At 60.9% G+C, this 18,201-nt stretch carries 16 protein-coding genes; 10 read left to right on the forward strand and 6 right to left on the reverse strand.

From position 1 onward, the window contains the following. The first annotated feature begins 82 nt into the window (after positions 1-82). The gene (locus ACM0PY_RS08800) at positions 83-475 is read left to right on the forward strand and encodes a DoxX family protein (protein ID WP_019660763.1); all 393 of its coding nucleotides are present in this window, start codon (positions 83-85) and stop codon (positions 473-475) included. A gap of 18 nt (positions 476-493) precedes the next feature. Here ACM0PY_RS08800 and ACM0PY_RS08805 read toward each other — a convergent pair whose 3' ends face one another. Both ACM0PY_RS08805 and ACM0PY_RS08810 read right to left on the reverse strand, forming a co-directional pair. Next, positions 494-2,269, reverse strand: coding sequence for a serine hydrolase domain-containing protein (locus ACM0PY_RS08805; RefSeq protein WP_235646750.1), 1,776 nt, complete (start codon positions 2,267-2,269; stop codon positions 494-496). Between the two features lie 61 nt (positions 2,270-2,330). Beyond that, positions 2,331-2,972 carry a hypothetical protein gene (locus ACM0PY_RS08810; RefSeq protein ID WP_134970941.1) on the reverse strand — a complete coding sequence of 214 codons (642 nt, stop codon included), beginning with the start codon at positions 2,970-2,972 and terminating at the stop codon, positions 2,331-2,333. A gap of 835 nt (positions 2,973-3,807) precedes the next feature. Here ACM0PY_RS08810 and ACM0PY_RS08815 point away from each other — a divergent pair. From ACM0PY_RS08815 to ACM0PY_RS08825, 3 genes are all read left to right on the forward strand, one after another. Then, positions 3,808-4,671: an SEL1-like repeat protein gene (locus ACM0PY_RS08815; protein WP_180885051.1), complete on the forward strand. Its 864-nt coding sequence runs from the start codon at positions 3,808-3,810 to the stop codon at positions 4,669-4,671. Positions 4,672-5,122: 451 nt separating this feature from the next. Then, complete coding sequence (locus ACM0PY_RS08820) at positions 5,123-5,524, forward strand: hypothetical protein (protein ID WP_180885053.1); 402 nt, start codon at positions 5,123-5,125, stop codon at positions 5,522-5,524. Positions 5,525-5,705: 181 nt separating this feature from the next. Further along, positions 5,706-6,689: an XVIPCD domain-containing protein gene (locus ACM0PY_RS08825; protein WP_235646749.1), complete on the forward strand. Its 984-nt coding sequence runs from the start codon at positions 5,706-5,708 to the stop codon at positions 6,687-6,689. 88 nt (positions 6,690-6,777) lie between these two features. Here ACM0PY_RS08825 and ACM0PY_RS08830 read toward each other — a convergent pair whose 3' ends face one another. Together ACM0PY_RS08830 and ACM0PY_RS08835 are read right to left on the reverse strand one after the other, a co-directional pair. After that, positions 6,778-7,788, reverse strand: a complete 1,011-nt coding sequence (locus tag ACM0PY_RS08830; RefSeq protein ID WP_180885055.1) for a phage portal protein — start codon at positions 7,786-7,788, stop codon at positions 6,778-6,780. Next, complete coding sequence (locus tag ACM0PY_RS08835) at positions 7,788-8,585, reverse strand: phage terminase large subunit family protein (RefSeq protein WP_235646748.1); 798 nt, start codon at positions 8,583-8,585, stop codon at positions 7,788-7,790. Before ACM0PY_RS08835 ends, ACM0PY_RS08830 begins: the two co-directional genes overlap by 1 nt. 443 nt (positions 8,586-9,028) lie before the next feature. On the opposite strand from ACM0PY_RS08835, the gene ACM0PY_RS08840 reads away from it, so the two are divergent. From ACM0PY_RS08840 to ACM0PY_RS08865, 6 genes are all read left to right on the forward strand, one after another. After that, positions 9,029-9,874 carry an HNH endonuclease gene (locus tag ACM0PY_RS08840; protein ID WP_241900157.1) on the forward strand — a complete coding sequence of 282 codons (846 nt, stop codon included), beginning with the start codon at positions 9,029-9,031 and terminating at the stop codon, positions 9,872-9,874. Positions 9,875-9,878: 4 nt separating this feature from the next. Continuing rightward, positions 9,879-10,700, forward strand: coding sequence for a GIY-YIG nuclease family protein (locus tag ACM0PY_RS08845; protein ID WP_099470530.1), 822 nt, complete (start codon positions 9,879-9,881; stop codon positions 10,698-10,700). Positions 10,701-10,793: 93 nt separating this feature from the next. Continuing rightward, the gene (locus tag ACM0PY_RS08850; protein ID WP_099470529.1) at positions 10,794-11,342 is read left to right on the forward strand and encodes a hypothetical protein; all 549 of its coding nucleotides are present in this window, start codon (positions 10,794-10,796) and stop codon (positions 11,340-11,342) included. A gap of 168 nt (positions 11,343-11,510) precedes the next feature. Then, positions 11,511-11,759, forward strand: a complete 249-nt coding sequence (locus tag ACM0PY_RS08855; protein WP_111008288.1) for a helix-turn-helix transcriptional regulator — start codon at positions 11,511-11,513, stop codon at positions 11,757-11,759. 117 nt (positions 11,760-11,876) lie between these two features. Then, the gene (locus ACM0PY_RS08860) at positions 11,877-12,167 is read left to right on the forward strand and encodes a hypothetical protein (protein ID WP_099470527.1); all 291 of its coding nucleotides are present in this window, start codon (positions 11,877-11,879) and stop codon (positions 12,165-12,167) included. Then, positions 12,164-13,621 carry a YfjI family protein gene (locus ACM0PY_RS08865; protein WP_099470526.1) on the forward strand — a complete coding sequence of 486 codons (1,458 nt, stop codon included), beginning with the start codon at positions 12,164-12,166 and terminating at the stop codon, positions 13,619-13,621. Before ACM0PY_RS08860 ends, ACM0PY_RS08865 begins: the two co-directional genes overlap by 4 nt. A 195-nt stretch (positions 13,622-13,816) precedes the next feature. On the opposite strand, the gene ACM0PY_RS08870 is transcribed toward ACM0PY_RS08865, so the two are convergent. Together ACM0PY_RS08870 and ACM0PY_RS08875 are read right to left on the reverse strand one after the other, a co-directional pair. Further along, a complete protein-coding gene (locus ACM0PY_RS08870; protein WP_242899276.1) occupies positions 13,817-14,611 on the reverse strand; it encodes a MobA/MobL family protein in 795 nt (264 codons plus the stop codon). Between the two features lie 251 nt (positions 14,612-14,862). Next, positions 14,863-18,201 carry a type I restriction endonuclease subunit R gene (locus tag ACM0PY_RS08875; protein WP_111188969.1) on the reverse strand — a complete coding sequence of 1,113 codons (3,339 nt, stop codon included), beginning with the start codon at positions 18,199-18,201 and terminating at the stop codon, positions 14,863-14,865.

Raw genomic sequence — 18,201 nt, forward strand, 5'->3', positions numbered from 1 at the left:
GCGCCCTGCCCGGCGCGTAGACACGGGCTTCACCGCCGGTGGGCTCCGATCGCCTGCGTCGGCCATCTCCGAGGACCTCGACGTGAGCACTTCATCGCATTCGCTCGCCTACCTGCTTGCACGCATCCTGCTGATGGCCCTGTTCCTGGTCTCCGGGCTGGGCAAGCTCGGCGATCTCAGTGGTACCCAGGGCTACATGGAGGCAATGGGAGTACCCGGCATCCTGCTCTGGCCGACCATCGCGTTCGAAATCGGCAGCGGCCTGTGCATCCTGCTCGGCTTCCAGACCCGGCTGGTGGCGGTCGTGCTCGCAGGCTTCAGCCTGGTCACCGCTTTCATCTTCCACCACAACTTCGCCGATCAGACCCAGCAGATCATGTTCCTGAAGAACCTGGGCCTCGCCGGCGGCTTCCTGCTGCTGGCGTGCACCGGGGCGGGACGTTACAGCATCGATGGGCGTGGGCGGCGCGGATGAGCGCGCGGCATGCCGCCATCACCCCTGACCCATGGGCGCGACGCGCCGCAGGCGCAGGTTGCGCCATGTCGGCTGGGAGCCGCGAAAATCCACCGCTTCGCCATCGCTGGTGAACAACAATCCTGGCTCCACCTCAGCAACCAGGCGGATGCCATCGATGTACAGCCAGCCGTGTCGTTGCTCCAGCACAACGAACATCGATGGTTTGCCCCATTGGTCAACGCGATAGCGTCCCAGCCAGGGTTGCCAATGGGGCGCCTGCGGCCCGGTGGGCCCATCGATGGGATCGTTCTGGTCCAGGCCATCCTCGCCGTTGCTGCATTCCAGGTACGCCGGCAGCATGTCCGTCGCCGCATGGTAACGGTACGTCGCAACCTCTCCATCGGTGTCCACAGTGAAAAGTTGATCGCCGTCGATGGCCGCAAAGCGGGTACCCTCGGCGTGCGCCCCTCGATGCAGTTGCAGCTCCCCGTTTCCGGCAACCCCGATCTTCGCCTTGCCGCTGCGCCCGATCCAGCTTCCCGCCATCTGCTGCATCTGGTCCTGGGTCAACCTGATCGGCGCCAGGCTTGATAGGGGCACACGCGGCTGACGGGGCCCGAAACGCGCCGACAACAGCTGATCGAGCAGACGCTCGCCGATGCCGTACCCCGCAGACGTCGCGCGATTGAACATCGCGGCAAATCCAGCGTTTGCCTGCCTGCAGTAGGTGAACACGCACCCGAATCCGAAGCCCCCGCCGCGGTGGTGCAGCAGCCGCACCGGTGTACTGCCGTAGAGGCGTTCGCTGCGCATGACACCGAGCCCGTAGTCGCCGCCCAGGCCGAAACCATGCATCTCGTTCCAGAGACGGGGCTCAAGCAGTTGCTGCGCACCGGATCGGCCGCCACCGAGCAGGAAGCCAAGATACTTCGCCATGTCGGCGGCACTGGTCCACACGCCTCCCGACACCACCAGCGGCGTCACCGGCGGTACCTGCGTATGGCCTTCCTGGGTTCCCAGTGCCCGCACCTTGCTTGCCAGGTAGACCGACGCATCGGCCGTACTGTCGTGCATTCCCAGCGGCTCGAAGATCCGGCGCTGCAGCCAGGCCGGATAGCTGATGCCCGCAACCTGCTCAAGGACATGACCGGCAAGGTCGAAGCCCAGGTTGGAGTAGCGATAGCGCGTACCCACCGGAAAGCGCAGCCATGTCTGCGAGATGCTGCGGACGTGCGCATCAAAGCCCGGCGACGCCGGTTCGTAGTTGTTGCCCAGTGGCGCCTCGTGCGTGAATCCCGCGCGATTGGCAAGCAGCAGGCGCAGGCTGATGCGCTCCTGTGGAGCATGCTCGAAGCGGCTGCGCACCGTGAACGACGGCAGATAGCGGGTAATGGGCGCGTCCAGATCAAGGATGCCGTCCTGCACGGCCAACAGCACCGCCACCGCCGCGAAGTTCTTCGAGGTGGACTGGATGCTGAACATCGTGCTGGCGTCCACGGGCACGCTGCCCTGGCCTGATACGTGACCGAAGCCTTCAGTCCAGCGCACCTGCCCGCCTTCGACCAGGCAGACGGCAGCGGCACCGATGCCACTGCCTTTCATCGCGGAGCGGATCACGCCGCGTTCCGCTTCGATCAGGCTCCCGGTGGTGACGGTTGGCTGCGCCACCATGACAGCGCCGGTGGTCATGAGCGTGGCCGCCGGAACGGCCGCGGCGTTGGCCAGGAAGGTGCGACGACTGAGCGTACCAGGCATCAGATCACTCCACTTCAGGATGCCGCCATCTTCCCGCCAGCAGAAATGGCAGGGCATGTGTCATTCGGCACAGAGTGCGGTGATCGATGGCGCTGCGCCTTCGCTGGCTGAGCAGGCCTCAGCCCGGAGGGTCCGGCAAGCGGATTCCCTGCGCCGAAACAAAGGCGCGGGACTCGCTCCAATAGGCCTGTGGCGGTTCCCGCAGCTCTGGTCGCGCCCAGTAGTCGTTGCCATGCAATGCGCTCATCACATGGCACCAGCCGTCACGCGGATCGTGAACCTGAAATCGCCCGCGATGATGGCGCGGATGATACGCGTAGTGACCAAGCGCCTCCTGGCGCGCTTCATCCGGCGAACGACCCGCCTGATGGACCAGCGTCCATGCACGCATGTGGCGTGCATGCGCGAGCGCGCCCAGGTACTCGTCCTCATCCAGCAGTGGCACCTGCTCACCGCGGGCCAGGCACAGTGCGTCCGATTCGGCTTCGTAGTCCAGCGACGGCTGCGCCAGTTCCGGGTGCTGCTGCCAATACCTTTCGCCCTTCATGTGCAGCATCGCCCAGTGCCAGGGCTCGTCGTGGAAGATCAGCGCGTATTCGTATTCGCGGCCGGGGCTCTGGTCGGGATAGCGCTTCCGTGCCTGTTCGAGCGCCTGCGCCTCGGGCACCTGGCCATAGTGGACCAGGCACCAGGCGAACAGGTGCCGGCAGTCTTCGATTTCGGTGGTGAAGTCTTCCACCGGCATATCGGTGTTGGGCATGGTCGATCCCTGTGTGCGGATCAGATGGTACCGACGCTGCAGGGTGCGCGGGGAGATGAGACCTGCAACCGGTCGTGCGAGGTCGCGTGGTGGCCCATCACGATTCGCATCTGGAACCGACGGACTATGGGACCTCTACAGCGCTTCCACACGCCTCCACAGACCTTCCGGCCGTAGACCACGCGGCTGATTCCCAGGCCCCGCGACCATCTTCGCTCATCTTTGTGCACCTCCTTCCGCTGACAAAAGGTCGCCGAGCGGTCGCCAATGGGCGCAATGAAGGGAATGCTCGGAGAGAACGGACTGGCCGCCTTGCCGATCGGTCAACGGGCCTCGGATCCAGCGTCGCGTGGTGTGGGCCGCCCGGATGTGCGGAAGCTCGCCGGCGGTGGGCTCAGGTTCCGCTGCAGATACACCAAGGCCAACGGTCAACGCGATCGCGTCGCGGCCGCACCACGAGGGAGGGCGCACCTTCGCGGTGAGATCGCAACTGCGGCGGCCGCCGTCGGGCTAGCGAGAGAACAAGCCAATTGCTACCGCGGCACGGAATGGCCATTTTGCCACTCATGCGCTCGCCTTCCGAGAAAGGGTATTTGTCGCTTTACGTCAACCGATGCGTGATTGAGAACACCCAAGAGCCAAGCGTAGCCAGCTGCAACGAATTTCTGGTTGACAGTGAATTTCACCCCGCAATATGAAACCCCGGGAATCGAGAGGCAGGGGATCAGCGCCGAAATCAGTTATCACCACGGCCCGAGGTCCAGTCCATCGCAAAGCTCCGCGACGACAAGGGAAAAAGAATCAGGTGAAGATCAGTAGAAGTCTCACATATGGAATGTTCGTCATCGGCGTAGTCGCAACCATTTCCTGGTTGGCCTGCAGACCATCCGATGTCACAGGAAGCAAAGGAGATGAGGTTCCTCTCAGTGAAAAAAGCACTTCGCCAACGGATATCGCATCTGAATCAAGCATTCATCAATCCTTGCGTTCGCCACACCAATCCATCGAATCAACAGTGGCTTTGGGTGGCAAGGCATTTCTGCTCAAGATCGAAACACCTCACTACGAAGGCGACGCCTCGGAATACATTGACAGGCGCATCACGGCTGCACGGGCGGGCGATGCCCAGTCGAGCTATGAGATCCATAACCGCATTGCCAGTTGCAAGCGGGCGCTTAACTCAGGTGATGCCGATGAGTACAAGGCCTACGCATCAGTGGGCCTGGGGGAGCAGTACTCAAGGAAAATCGACCAGGAGATTGACCACTGCCAAGGGCTGATAGGGCGAACGGAACTCGGAGATGAGAATTGGCTCTCTCTTGCTGCCGCCCAAGGGTCGGTCGAAGCGAGACTGATCTTCGCCAAAGACCCGAAAGCCATCATTGGAAACTTGACTGAAGCGCTCAAGGACCCGGAACGGATAACCAATTATCGAAGGGATGCGATTGATTATCTAAATGAGTCGGTATCACAGGGAAGCGTCGACTCGATTGAAGCCCTTGCCGACATCCATGACCGAGGGATCATTGCCGATAAATCCCCTGAAAAGAGCCTTGCATACTGGCTCGCATATCAGCGCGCGCACCCCAATAGCCAATCGGCGGCGTCCATTGCGAGACTCTCCAAACTGTTGCAGCCCAACCAGATAGAGCGATCCAACGAGATGTCTGAGGCTATATACAGGTCCTGCTGCTTGTAACCCAACAGAAGTTTCCTACTCGCCCAACATGGCGCACGATGAAAGCAATGATTTCGAAGAAATGGTTGATTGCAACCTCCCTGGTTGTCGCAATTGCTTCCTCTTGCCCACCCATAGCTCGCCCCTTCCAACTAAACGAATAATCTGACACTGCGCGAAATCTCCCAAAATCGCTATCAGGTGGGGGTTCCGACCCGTGCATCACAAGACGTTGTGCTAGATTCGGGACAGTGTTCCTGGCGCGAGAGGTACCTTCATGGATGCATGGCTCGACAAATGCGCTACTTCATCAAGGCGCGGAGATCGGAGTCACCTCCGGCTTGCAGCGTATCGCTGCCTCTCAATAGCCGTTTCAGCGTTGATACTGTCAGCGTGTTCGAGCGGTGCCTCACCAACCCCATCGCATAAATCTAATCAAAGACAGTCCGTCAAATCAGGGAGTGAAATTGGTATGGAGCGATTCAAGAACGACATCGAGCGCCTGTCTAGTGTACGTTTTGATGATGTCGACGCGTTAAATGAACAGCTCCACACGCATCTGGGAGAGCCGACACGCCAGGACGTGATGGACGAACGGATCGCAGAACACGGAATGTTGGGCGACCTTGAGGTCCGGAACATCAGGCTGAGAAGTGCTGACGATCCTGCGCTCGCGAACCTGATCTTTGAGATCGCACCACCAAGCATTGCGCTCGAGGAAATCATCTGGGAAAACTCGACCAAACATCCATCTCGGCCTGACGCGCCTGGCTCTCGCCCTTACTGGTCTGCGCAGGTGAACGATGCAAAGGTCGTGCTCGGACTCGATTCCGATAACGTGACGCTGACCTACATATCGATCAGTCAGCGCTGATCCCTGTTATTGCGAAGGAGCCGGAGCATGGAGCGTACTGAAGAATCTGGACTGCCACAGCCGCAGGAGGGAGGCCGCCCAGGAGCCACACGGCGTCCCGCATCGCCATTGGACGACCCCTCCTTGGCGCCGCTTCTAGCAAAATCCCCAACACTTCAGGCGGGCCTCACCCAGGCGAGGCGTGAAGGTATCGTTATCCAATGGGGGGGCAGCCGGTGAAGGCACTTATCTTATACCCGGCGTCAAGATCGTTATTGACGAGAATGCGATTGGGCAAGGCTCAAGGATCGCAAGTTCTCTTGCTCACGAAGTTGGGCACCATCTCTTCACCGAACCCGAAAATCGAACTTCTAAGCAAGCCTATGTGAACAGCGAGCTGCGAGGAGAAGCCGCCGCGACTCTCAGCAATGTCCAGGTCCAGCGTGAGATCGTTGCAGCTGGCGGTCCAGATATTGGCGTTTCCGGCACAGGTAATCGTCCACAACAATACGGAACCATTGCGGCGGAACTCCAGGCCGGACGGATCAACCGTAACCAAGCACTTGGGCAGATCGCTGAGGTGTTCAAGACAGAGGCGCCGTCTGTTGGTCCTCATGCGACATACGAACTCTACTATGGCGACTACTACGATCGGGAAATAGCACCCACGCAACGGCGGCGTAGGCCAGATCCAGAATTTGACGCCGAGCGCATTGCGGTTGCGGAAAGAGTCGGTGCGGACAGCGACGACTCGCCCTCACGGCAGCGAGCATCCTCCTCAGCCCCTGAACTCGGCGATGCTGACTGCTCTCTCTACATGCAGATTAGGGCAGGTGTGGAACGCCTGGACGCAGAGCATGGGAAACCCTGGGACGAGTCGAGTCAGCGCATGTCTGCAAGCTTGCTGGTACTGGCGAAGGAGCAGGGCCTTTCACGGGTTGACCATGTTGTCTTGAACAACCCGACAGAGAACCTAGCTCGAGGTGAGAGGGTCTTCATAGTCGAGGGAGCAATGGACGATCCCGCCCATCGTCGAGGCCATATGAATACGATGGATGCGCTTCGCGCACCGGAGGCGGAATCGCTCCATCGCGCTGATGCGTTGAGCCAATCACAAGCAGCGAGCCTTGAACAACAACCGGCACAGCAGGCGCATACGCGAGACGGGCCATCGTTCTCAAGATAGAGCCGTCACTGTGCTATCGGCGCCATTCATTCCACCGCCTTGGCCCACAAGTGAGCGCCCACGCTGCAGCTCGGGCGCTCTCGAATCATCATGCGGTCGCCTCCAGTTCGAAGGGTTCGAAGCGGATCACGTCCTGGCCCAGCCACTCGTTAATAGCTGCCAGGCGCGTCTGCAGCGGCGCCAGTTCCATCGCCGCCCACACGCCCGCCGCGTCGCGGATCGACCCAAACCCGCCACTGTTCTGCGGCACGATACCCAGAAGCTGCGGTGGCACCCGGAGCACCGCCAACATGTCATCGCGGGTCACACTCTTGATCCCGGTGAACTCATCTCGGACCGCCACCTCACTGACCGGGATCACTTGCAAGCCGTCCTTCTTCCCATTGGGCGAGTGCACGAACAGGTTCTTGAAATTGCCCGGCCCGCGCGACTGCCGCAGCGCGTCGCGCAACGCGTCCACGTCCAAGCCCTCAGGTTGAGGGTCGGTCATGTAGAGGATGTAGCCGGCGTGCGAACCGTTGTTGTAATACTTCCGGCGGAATAGCGTGGCCGACTCGTTCAGCAGCGCGGCCTGTACGGCTGGCATCCACTCCGGCAGGCCGTAGATCTCCTGATCAGCATCTGCCTCTCGCAGCTGGAACACCTCACCGGCGGGAAACTCATGCTCTACCCGTCCGGCACGCACCGGGAAGAACTCACCGGGCTGCACGCCACGGCGCACTTTCTGCGCCAGCGGCACCGCCAGACTGTGCGCGGCTCCTGACATGGGGCGGCGACGCTCGACATACCCCATGCCGAAGGTGGTGTAGTCCAGCGCCAGCTGCGAGAACGCCTCACGGCTCAGCAGCCGGTGCGGTCGGAACGTGCGCACCAGCATGTTGCGTTTGAATGTCAGGCCGCTGTGCAGGTACGGGTTGGAGCGCGTTGTGCGCGACAGCCCTTGCAGATCCACCGGTGGCTCGAAGTAGCGGCCATTGCGCCAGCATTCGAGGTAGTCGAGGAAGCCGCGTGATTCCAGCACAGGGCTGGCCTCGCCAAAGGTGAAGGCTTCGATACTCACCGGCGGCGCGGCGATGGCGCTCTGGTCGGTGTCGGTCATCAGAAAATCTCCATGGTGCCGCGCGCAGCCCGTCCGCCTTCCAGCGGCTCGCTCTGCAGCGCGTGCGTGAGTGCCCAAGCCAAGTCAGCATGGCCGGTGGTACGCGAGCGCCCGGCGGTGTAGGTCACCTGGCGCCCGCTCGGGGTGATGGTTTTCTGGATCGCCAGCAGCGATTGCGTGAGGTCGGTCCAGCCGGCGTCGTATTCCAGCCGTTCGTCATTGATTACGTCATAGGCTTTCAGCACCAGCCGCGTTTTCACCTCGGGCGAATAGTTGAAGACAGTCACGCCGGGGAAGAACTGGCGCACCAGCTGAGCAACGCCGGTGCCCATGCCGGTCGCATCCACGCCGATGTAGGTCACCCAATAGCGCTTGGTGATCTGCTCGATGAACGCCGCCTGGTCTTTGAACTCCATGCCCTTGAACTGGTGGCGTTCCAGCACGCGGAACTTGCCCCCAGGCACCAGCGGCGGGGCCACAACCACGATGCCCGCGCTGTCGCCGGTCTCAGCCGGGTCGTAGCCGATCCACACGGCGCGGTCGCCGTAGGGCCGGACGGCAAACGGCTTGTAATCGACCTGGCAGGGCTGCAGCATCGTGAGCGGGAACACACTGGCGCTGTCGTCCACGAACTCGCACATCAGCAGGTTGGCGAACTCCTCGGCGCTGTAGTCACGGCGCAGTTCCTCGATATCGAACAGGTCACAGCCACGGTCCGCCGCGTCCAGCACGGTCACGATCTGGCGCCAGATGGCGTCCTCGCAGGGCCTGCCACCCATCAGGCGCGCATGGCTCACGTCCAACACCGAGGGCAACCGTGGCGACAAGCAGGATGCGGCCGGGCACAATCGCCCACCACTACGGGCCGCTACGATCACGACTTGCCAGTCGTGAAACCACCTCGCAAGCGTTGAGTTTTCCCGCGAATTTTCCCGCCGGCACAAAAAAGGCACTTGGGCGTAAGCCTAAGTGCCTGTTTTTTTATGGTGGCCCACCATCAATCACATTCATTCCACAAGAGATTGTTGGGGAAGAACTTTTCTCAGGCGGCCAGCTGCGGTTACTCGCACCGTTACTCACATTCCCCAGAAGGGGACTGGATTCGAAGCCTGACGATCGCTGTGAGCAGTGAAGCAATAGTCCCACGCTGTACAGGAAAGTACTATCCAGTCTTCTTCATCGCGCCGCGCGTGGGCTGACCTCCATGGGCCGTGGCGACAATTGGCAGGGGACGTAGCCGATGGCCGCTACACAGAAGCCGGGACGCGATGGCGTCAAGTATTGGCGAGCCGTAGACGCCATTGAGGCCTTGGGCAGCGCGTCGCTGGCCGAGGTCGAGGAGTGGGACCTGTCGCGCCACCCTCACGACCCGCTGGGCAACGCCCGCGCTGACCTGGAGTTGTTCACGGTCAATTCGCCCAGCCGAGTTCACTACAACTACTCGCGCACGAACTGGCGAAGCGACCAAGATCACCCGCACGACCGCTTGTTCAAGCTGGTCGATCCCGGCCCGCCGCGGCGCACGCGCTACGTTCTGTTCAATCCAGCGGACCACGGGCACGTGGACCTGCAAAAGGGTGGCGACGGAAAGTGGAAAGCCAGACCCCTGATCATGGACGATCAGGCGCGGGTGGAGGCAGACGCGCAGGCAGGCGCGTTCACCGCTCCAGTGGACAGCGACCACGACGCCCGCGTGTGGGCGATGCGCGCCGTGGCCCAGCGCCGCGGCCAGCCGTTGTTCCGCGCCAAGCTGCTGGACGCCTACGGCGGCCGCTGCGCCATCACCGGGTGCTCGGCGATTGAAGTGCTGGAAGCCGCGCACGTGCTGCCCTACAAGGGCATACATACCAACCGGGTGGATAACGGCCTGCTGCTGCGCGCCGACCTCCACACGCTTTTCGATTGCCAACTACTGTGGATCACCCCCGTGCATACGGTGGCCTTGGCGCCGTCCCTGCTCACCACCGACTACGCCGCCTTGCAGGGCAAGGCGCTGGCCTTGCCCGCTTCACCGGCCCACCGCCCCAACGCGGCGCACTTGGCCGATCACGCGGCGCGGTGCCAAGCTCGCCACTCGGGGCTCTAAGCCGATGCGACTCTTCGACCTGCTCAAAGTATGGGAGCCCGCGTTTGACGCGTCGAAGGCCAAGGTCCACCTGGCGCGCTACAACGGCAACGAGCGGCCGCTGGACGTGTTCCTGGAAGGGAAATTCGACTGGTGGCAGCGCTGGCAGACCAAGCGCAACTTCCAGCGCGAGTTCGTCGTGTCGCTGGTCAACGCGGGCTCCCCCACGCGCTGGCTCTACGCTGGACTATTCCGATCCATCGACTATGTGGAAGAAGCCGACCCAAAGCCCCACTACTTCTACACCCTTGAGCGGGTGCCCTCCTGCGAGGAGTGGGTCGGTCGCCTCTATCTGGAAAGCGTCTACACGGGACGGCCTTCCTACCTCCGCGGGGAGACTTTGGCAAACGATCTCACTGTGGTCGAACTGCTACCCGAGCGACTGTCGATCGCAGACTTTCCAGGCTTCAAGGCGGTGAACCTCACCAAGGCGCAGCTGGACATTGTGGTGCGCAACCAGTCCGCCGCCTGGAGCGCGGCCTTGTCGTCGGTGAAGGGGGTCTACGTCATCACCGACACGGCCACTGGCCGGCTCTACGTTGGCAAGGCATCGGGCGCCGACGGCATCTGGCGGCGCTGGTGCGCGTATGCCGCCAACGGGCACGGGGGCAACGTCGCCCTGCGCCAGGAGTTCGGCATCGAGGCATCCGAGGAACGGCGGCACGCCTTGCGCTTTGCCGTCCTGGAAATCGCTGACCTGTCGGCAACCGAGGCCGATCTCTGCGAAAGGGAGAGCCACTGGAAGTCCGTTCTGCTATCACGCAACCACGGCTTCAACCGGAACTAAAAATGCCCCTTGGGTCACTCGGTCGATTCAAAAACCGCGTCGAGCGCACCAGCTCACAGGTCGCCGCGTTAAGCTTCTCAGGTACATGAGTCGATGTCGAAGGTAGTGCGTGTGGAACAAAAGAGCATAGAGGAAACCCTGGCAGGACTCGCGGCTACGTTCGACAGGACACCCGAGACGTCCAACCGCAGCGACGTCATCTTCTTCAACGGGATAAAGCGCGAAGCGGTGATCGCGCTGCTGGATGCAGCCCACTCCGCCATCCAAGAGAACCAAGAATCTGCTGCCTGGTCCTATCTCGTCCAAGCATCGGAGCAATTGGGCTACCTCATTGGCATCAATGAAGCCGAGTCCCTGGCTACGCCAGAACAGGCCATCAATGCGAAGCTAGAACAATATGGCCGCAAAGGCGGATTGAAGAAGGGCGAGAACGCCAAGCAGCTTCAAGACGCTGTCGCCCGCAAACTCATTGCCGCCACACCCAAGAACGGATGGAAGAATCGCCAGGAGGTCCATCGGCGGTTCTTTGAAGTGGCCGATGAAGTTCCCGGATTCAGTGCAACTGACTATCAGTGGCGTGCGCTGCTCAAGCGAAGCGACGTTAAAAACGTTCTGCCGGCCACCAGCAGACGAACCCGCTGAACACCGCCGCGGGCACTGATCAATGCAGATTCGTAGGGATGCAAGCCGTGAGCGGCAACGCTGGCGCCACGATTTCGTTGAATAGCGGCTATTAGATAGCATCATAGCTGCTATAAAAACGTATAGCACCTGCTAGGGATCGGCACTTTCTCTCCGAATTTTTAACGTGTGTCCAAGCATCAGCTTGCCGACACACTCATGAATTCGCAGCGACTCCAAATCATTTCCCTGCTCGAGACGACGAAGCGCCTGAACCTCGCGCGCTCCACGCTCTACACGCGTCTCGATCGGAAATCACCCTACTTCGACCCTGATCTGCCGAAGCCCGTGCGCTACGGCTCAAGCGTCGGATTCATTGAGCACGAGATTGACGACTACATCCTTGGCCTGATGCAGGCCAGAGGGGGTGTGGACTGACAGTAGATGCGCGACTGGTTCGCGACTGTCCTGCGGGGCGCTGCTCTAGACGCTCCCTGCCACACCCCGCCACTCACAACGTGGCGAATCACTTCACAAGAATCTTGGTACAGAAAAATGCAGCACGACATCAACAATGACCTTCAGTCCGAAGCCGACGACATCATGGGAGCGCTTCGGGAATTGCAGTCCAACCCTCAGCACCGAAAGGGGCAGCTGTTCTCGCTGCTTTATCCGGCAATCGTCGAAATGCTCGAGAAGAACGTCACCCAAAAGGCGATCCTGGCCACCCTCGCGCAAAGAGGGCTGAAGCTCCATCCTGCCCGCTTCAAGGAGATGATGGCGACGGAGGCCCAGAAGATCCGCGGTATTCCGGGCTCCGGCGGTGCCGAGGAGGGTACGGAATGAACACTCCCTACTTTCCTCGCGCCTACCCCATCCACGCCATGTACAGCGTCATCCGGGACGCGATCCTGGAAGTCCAGCACAACCTGAAAGCGCCCGACGCGCTGATCGCCGGTTCGTTCCTCACGGCGATGTCCATCGCCTCGCAGGGAGATGTGGATGTCGAACTTCCCACTGGCCAGATCCGCCCGGTTTCGCTGGATGTCCTGATCATTGCCGATTCCGGCGAACGCAAGTCTGCCACCGACAGCATTGTTGGCGCGCCCATCTACGAGCACGACGAGAAGGTGGCACGGGATCACGTCCAGGCCGTGCTCGCGCACAAGGCAGATCGGCGCCTTTGGGATGCAAAGGAGGCGTCCCTGCAACGCAAGGTGGCCAAGGCACTGGACAACGGCATGGACGACGACATCGAGCAACTCCGTGAAGAACTCATCCGCCATGGCGCGCGTGAGCCCGCCAGACCTGTCCTCAGTCGCATCGTGCACCAGAACATCACCGAACGCCCCCTGATGGAAAGCATGCAGGGCGATGGCAAGTCGATTGCAATCCTGAGCGATGAAGGCGAAATCGTGCTCAAAGGAGGTGCAATGAACAAGCTTGGCACGCTCAACAAGGCTTGGGACGGCGCCACGACACTGACCTTGGATCGCGCGGACGACAGCATCGTGGTCACCAATCCCCGCCTGACCATCAGCATGATGGTGCAGGAACGGGTCTTCAGGGAGTTCATGAACAAGCGGGGCGAGATGGCTCGCGGATCAGGTCACCTTGCGCGATACCTCGTCGCTTGGCCCGCGTCCACACAGGGCTTCCGTTTCATGTCACTTGAGGAACCTGCCTGGGAGCAGCTGCCCCGCTTCCATCGGCGTGTAAGCGAGCTTCTCGCGGCCGCACATGCACGTCGTATCGCCGGTGATAACACCCGTAAGACGCTCGCGTTCAGGCAAGAGGCGAAAGAACTTTGGGTGCAAACTCAGAACGCGATCGAACCGCGCCTGCGTCAGGATGGTGATCTGGCCAGCATTCGGGACTTCGCATCCAAATCGATGGAGATCACGGGGCGGGTTGCCGCAATCCTGCATCACTTCAGCGCACAAGAGGGCAACCTGATCAGTAAGGAAACTCTGGAGCGGGCGCTGGAAGTCGTGGGCTGGCACTTCCAAGAATTCCTCGATGTATTCGGAGACAGGAATCACGAGCCTGAGCAGGCTAGGGATGTTCGTACTCTGGTCATGTACCTGTGGAGGCGCTACTGGTGTGCAGGATATGGGGTGGCTTTGCGCAACGAAGTACGAAAGAGCGGCCCGATCCGGAACCAGGGACGCTTCGAAGCGGCGCTCCACCAACTGCAGATGGAGGACTCTGTTCGCGTGGTGCATCAGGACGCCGCCCGAGGAAAGGGCAGGCTCTGGATCCACTTGAACGGGGCCGTCTTCAGCCAGGTCACCACCTAATAGGAGACCTTGCCAACTACAGCAATCGTGGCCGCCCCGTTTACGGGGCGGCTTCGTTCATTACCCGTCCGCCGACAGGCCTGCACGAGGTGCGATTCTGCTACAGGTATCGCAAATCGCCCCCAGTGCAGGCCTGCCGGCACACCGCGAGGGTCACGGCACTGACCCGCCAGCCCATCGGCGCCCCAAGGCAGATCAGACGGAATCGCGCCTGCCATTTCGACGTAACGAAACGTATTGGGCCTTCTCTTGCGGTGACATCCCTCGGATCCTCGCCGGCCCGAGATGGCGTTCAGCCCTTCTGTCAGCACCCTGCTCCTTGAGCGTCCGGTGATCGACCCTCGCAGCATGCCCGTTGATCTCCAAATGCTGATTGATGGTATCCGCCACCAACTTTCGCATCGCAATGACCTCGTCCCTGAGCTGCATTCGATTGCGTCCTCCACTGGCCTTCCTGCGCCCACCATCTTCCGGACGCTTGCTGTTGTGCCGAGCGAAGAAGCGGCCTGCAGAGCGCTCGATTCCATCATCCATGCGATCACACGTCATCAGGTGGAGATGTGGATTTGCCTCACCCTCCAGCGAAGATGATGGAGCATGGACTGCAAGCTGGTATGGCTTTCCAGGTGTCAGCTTCGCAACGATATCGTCCACCAAGGCCGCGTTCTGCTCTGATGTCAGCTCTGTAGGCAGCGCGATGATCGCCTCGCGGTAGGCGGCACCGTTCTTGCGCTCGTACTTGTCCGCGGCCCTCCACATAACCTTCGGATCATTGGCCGCCCAATGCGGCAGGTTTCCATGGCTCGCATGAACCAGATCATCGTGTCTGCGATGAAAGCCGTTTCTAGCGATGTAATCCGCATGATCACCTGCGGTTCCTTTACCTCCACTCTTGATTTGAAGATGAAACGTTGCCATCGATGCACTACCCTTTTTGCTGGTTGCGGAAATGAAAAGACCGGCCAGGTTGCCTTGGCCGGTCTTGAGCAATTGAAATGATCCGTGAGGAAACGGTAAGTGCGCGAAGGCTTTGCCCCCTATCACTATGGGGACAACCCAGGACTGATTACTGTGGATTACCACTCATCGAATCTATCCCTGCTCATAGGGTAGTGTTACGCGGGTGAAAAATTACTTTCACTGGTTCGTGGAACTGAAGACAGATGGCGAGAGTTACTCACTTCAGCAACTTAGCCAGATCTTCGACGATATTGGCCTGAGGGGAGGCCTACTGACTCGCGTCAGTGAAGCATCCGCGCACTGCCGCTGGCAGCACCGGCAAACAGATACGCGAACACGGCATCGCCCTTGCTCACCACCTCGTCTTCGGAATAGCCCATGTCGGCCATTCCGCTGGCCCACAGGTGGTTCTCGATCTCGTGGCGCAACTGCGCCTGCTTGGCAGCCATGTCGCGCAGGTGACCCATCAGCAGATTGCGCTCCTCCAGCCTGGCCAGCAGCTCGACGGCCGCCCTCTTGACCGCCTCGCGATCCTTCCGGCCGAGTGACTTCTTCCGCAGCAGGTCGAACACAGCAAGCTGTTGTTCGGTCTCCAGGCCTTCCCGCTGAAAGCGCCTGGCTTCCTCGTCCATCTCGTCATGGGTGGCGAACAGTTCCCCCATCACTTTCTGGATCTCGGCCTCATCCTTGTCGGCGTTGTACTCGGCCACGATGCGCTGGAACTTTTCGTACAGGTCGACCCGTGTCGGGTTCTCCTCCAGCATGGCCTTGAGTCGCTCGTCGATCTTCTCCATGAGGTTCAGCGCGACCAGGTTCTTCTGCTTGATGTTCTGGAACTCAACCCGCAAACGATCGAAGTCGATGGTGCTCAGATCGAACTGTGCAGGTGCCTTACCGGCCCTCTGCTCCAGGCCGATCCCGAGATCCACCACGTCGTAGAAGCCCTGTAGCAACCCGGTGATGTCCGGCGACGTACGTGCTGCCTGCAGCTTGTTGTAGATGGCATTGAGGGCGCTCTCCTGGGCGTCATAGGCGAACAGGCCCGGATTCGGGAACAGACCCCTGTACTTGGCGGCAACGTCCTCCACGATCACCATGAACGTCTTTCGTCGCTCATTGCTGGCCGCGAGCAAGTCGCACGCCTCCAGGATCTTCTCGCCCTTGTCCATGCCCTGGGCATCGATCACGTCCTGCAGCTCGAACCCGAGGTCGGCCAGGAACTCGGTCGCGTGCCGAATGCTCTCCGCATACTCGGCAATGCCCTGGCTGTCGTCCTCCAAATAGCCTGAATCCTCGCCTTCTCCTACTTCGACCCTGCCGTCACGGTCGCCCTGGGCGAAGGTCGCCAACGCCTTGCGCAGGCTCTTGATCATGCCGTTGTAGTCGATGATCAGGCCGTTCGCCTTGCCCCCGCCGACGCGATTGACCCGGGCAATCGCCTGCATCAGCGTGTGGCCCTGCATCGGCTTGTCCAGGTACAGGGTGGCCAGTGACTTGACGTCGAAGCCGGTCAGCCACATCGCGCAGACGACGGCGACCCGGAACGGGTTCTCGGCCTTCTTGAAGTCCTTCTCGAGGTTGCGTGAGGTCATCTTTGCCCGGTGGGGCGCGATTTCGAGCGGCTCACCTCGATGGTTGGTCCATTTCCTGAACTCCTCCACCTCGCCCTGCTCGCTGGAGACCACCACGCAGAACTCGGTTTCGCGCATCCATTCCAGGCGTTCACGCTTTTGCTGCATGATTTTCGGGAAGGGGCGATCAGGGAACTTGGCGGTATAAGCCAACTCGTCGGCAACCAGCTCCTTCTCCAGCACGTCGCCCAGTACCTTCCACTTGTCAGCGATCAGGTCGTACATCTTCACGCAGGTGATCTTGTCTATGCAGACCATCAGCGCCTTGCTGTTGCCGCCGGCCACGGCATTGCGGCGCTGCGAGTAGTGCTTGACGAAATCCTCCGCCACCGCGTCAAGGCGCGTGGGCGAGGTGAAGATGGAGTACTCCTTGGCCAAGGTCCGGTAGAGCTTATCCTCCTTCTCGTCCGTCCAAGGGTCTTCCGCCGTCGCTCCGAGCCTGGCTTCCTCGATATAGCGGGTGATCTTCTCGTTCAGATCGTCATCAACGATCTTCAGCTTCTCGCCGTGGTTCTCGTACTTCAGCGGCAGGGTCGCACCATCGGCGACCGCGCGCTGGAAGTCGTAAACGGAGACGTAGTCGCCAAACACCTCTCGGGTCAGCTGCTTCTCCGCCGCCTCGATCAGTGGCGTACCGGTGAAGCCGAGGAACTTGGCATTGGGCAGTCCTTTGCGCATGTTCAGGGCCAGGCGCCCGTACTGGCTGCGGTGCGCCTCGTCGCTGATTACGATGATGTCGTCGCGCTCCGAATAGGGCTCGGTCACGCGCTCCCGGTACTTCTGGATCAGGGTGAAGACGTAGCTGCGATTGCTGTCCCGGAGCATTGCCCTCAGGCTGGCGCCGGTCTGGGCCTGGTCATGCTTCGCGTTGGCACGCCCGCAGTGGGTGTAGGTGCCGGCAATCTGGTCGTCCAGCTCGGTGCGGTCGGTGACGACCACAAAGGTATAAGCCGCTGACACCCTGCGCCTGATCTTCTCGGTCAGGAACACGATGGAGTATGACTTGCCTGAGCCCTGCGTATGCCAGAACACGCCGAGCTGACCTTTCGCCAGTTCGGCTTTTGCCTTCTCATCGTCCGACTGCAGGCGAGCGATGACGCGATTCACCCCCAGGTACTGGTGGTTGCGGGCAACAATCTTGCTGGCGCTGCCTTCGCTGGTATCGAACAGGACGAAATTCTCGACGATATCCAGCAGCCGCGCCTTGTCCATCATGCCGCGCAGCAGGATCGGGAGCTGCATCGTGGTCTTGGCCGGTTCTGGGTCGTTCTCATCCAGCCGCTTCCATTGGTAATGATGCTCCGGCGTGGCCGTGATACTGGCGTACTTGGCGACATGACCGTTGGAGAAGACCACGAACTGGTTCCAGTGGAACAGCTGCTCGATGGTGCCTTCGATCGCGGCCTGCTTGCCGGATTCATCGGTGCCGCGATAGTCGCGGTAGTTCTTCTTGTAGGCGTCGTTGTAGTCCACATCGAAGCGCTTGAGTTCGACGAACACCAGCGGCAAGCCATTGACGTAACCCACCAGGTCGGCACGGCGCAGGTAGTTCTTCGAGCCGCGCACCCAGAGCTCGCGCACAGCCTTGAAAGTGTTGTTGTCCAGCCCGCTCTCGCTAAAGTCCACAAGCCGCAGGCGGCGCTCCACGGCGCGTCCGGCCCGGTCCTTGAACCAGACCAGCGCGCCGTTGCGCAACAGCTCGTGCTTGTCCTGGTTGATCGCGACCAAAGTCTTGGCATGGTCGTGTGCGGTCGCCTGATCGATGGCCTGCTGGTAAGCCTCCTCCGGCAGGCCGGGATTCAGGCGTTCCAACGCTGCCCGCAGGTCCGGCTTGAGCACTGCCTCGGTAAAGCTGCTGCGCCCGGTGAGATGCGGCCTGTCCTCGGTTTCAGCCTGGGCATGGATCGATGTCCAGCCGAGATCGTCCAGAATCGCAGCAGCGTGCTTCTGGATCATCCCGTCTTCGCTGTAATCCCCCCTTGCGTTCAT

Origin of the sequence: Stenotrophomonas sp. BR163, assembly GCF_047520985.2 — a bacterium.
In the GTDB taxonomy this organism is placed as follows: Bacteria; Pseudomonadota; Gammaproteobacteria; order Xanthomonadales; family Xanthomonadaceae; genus Stenotrophomonas; species Stenotrophomonas sepilia.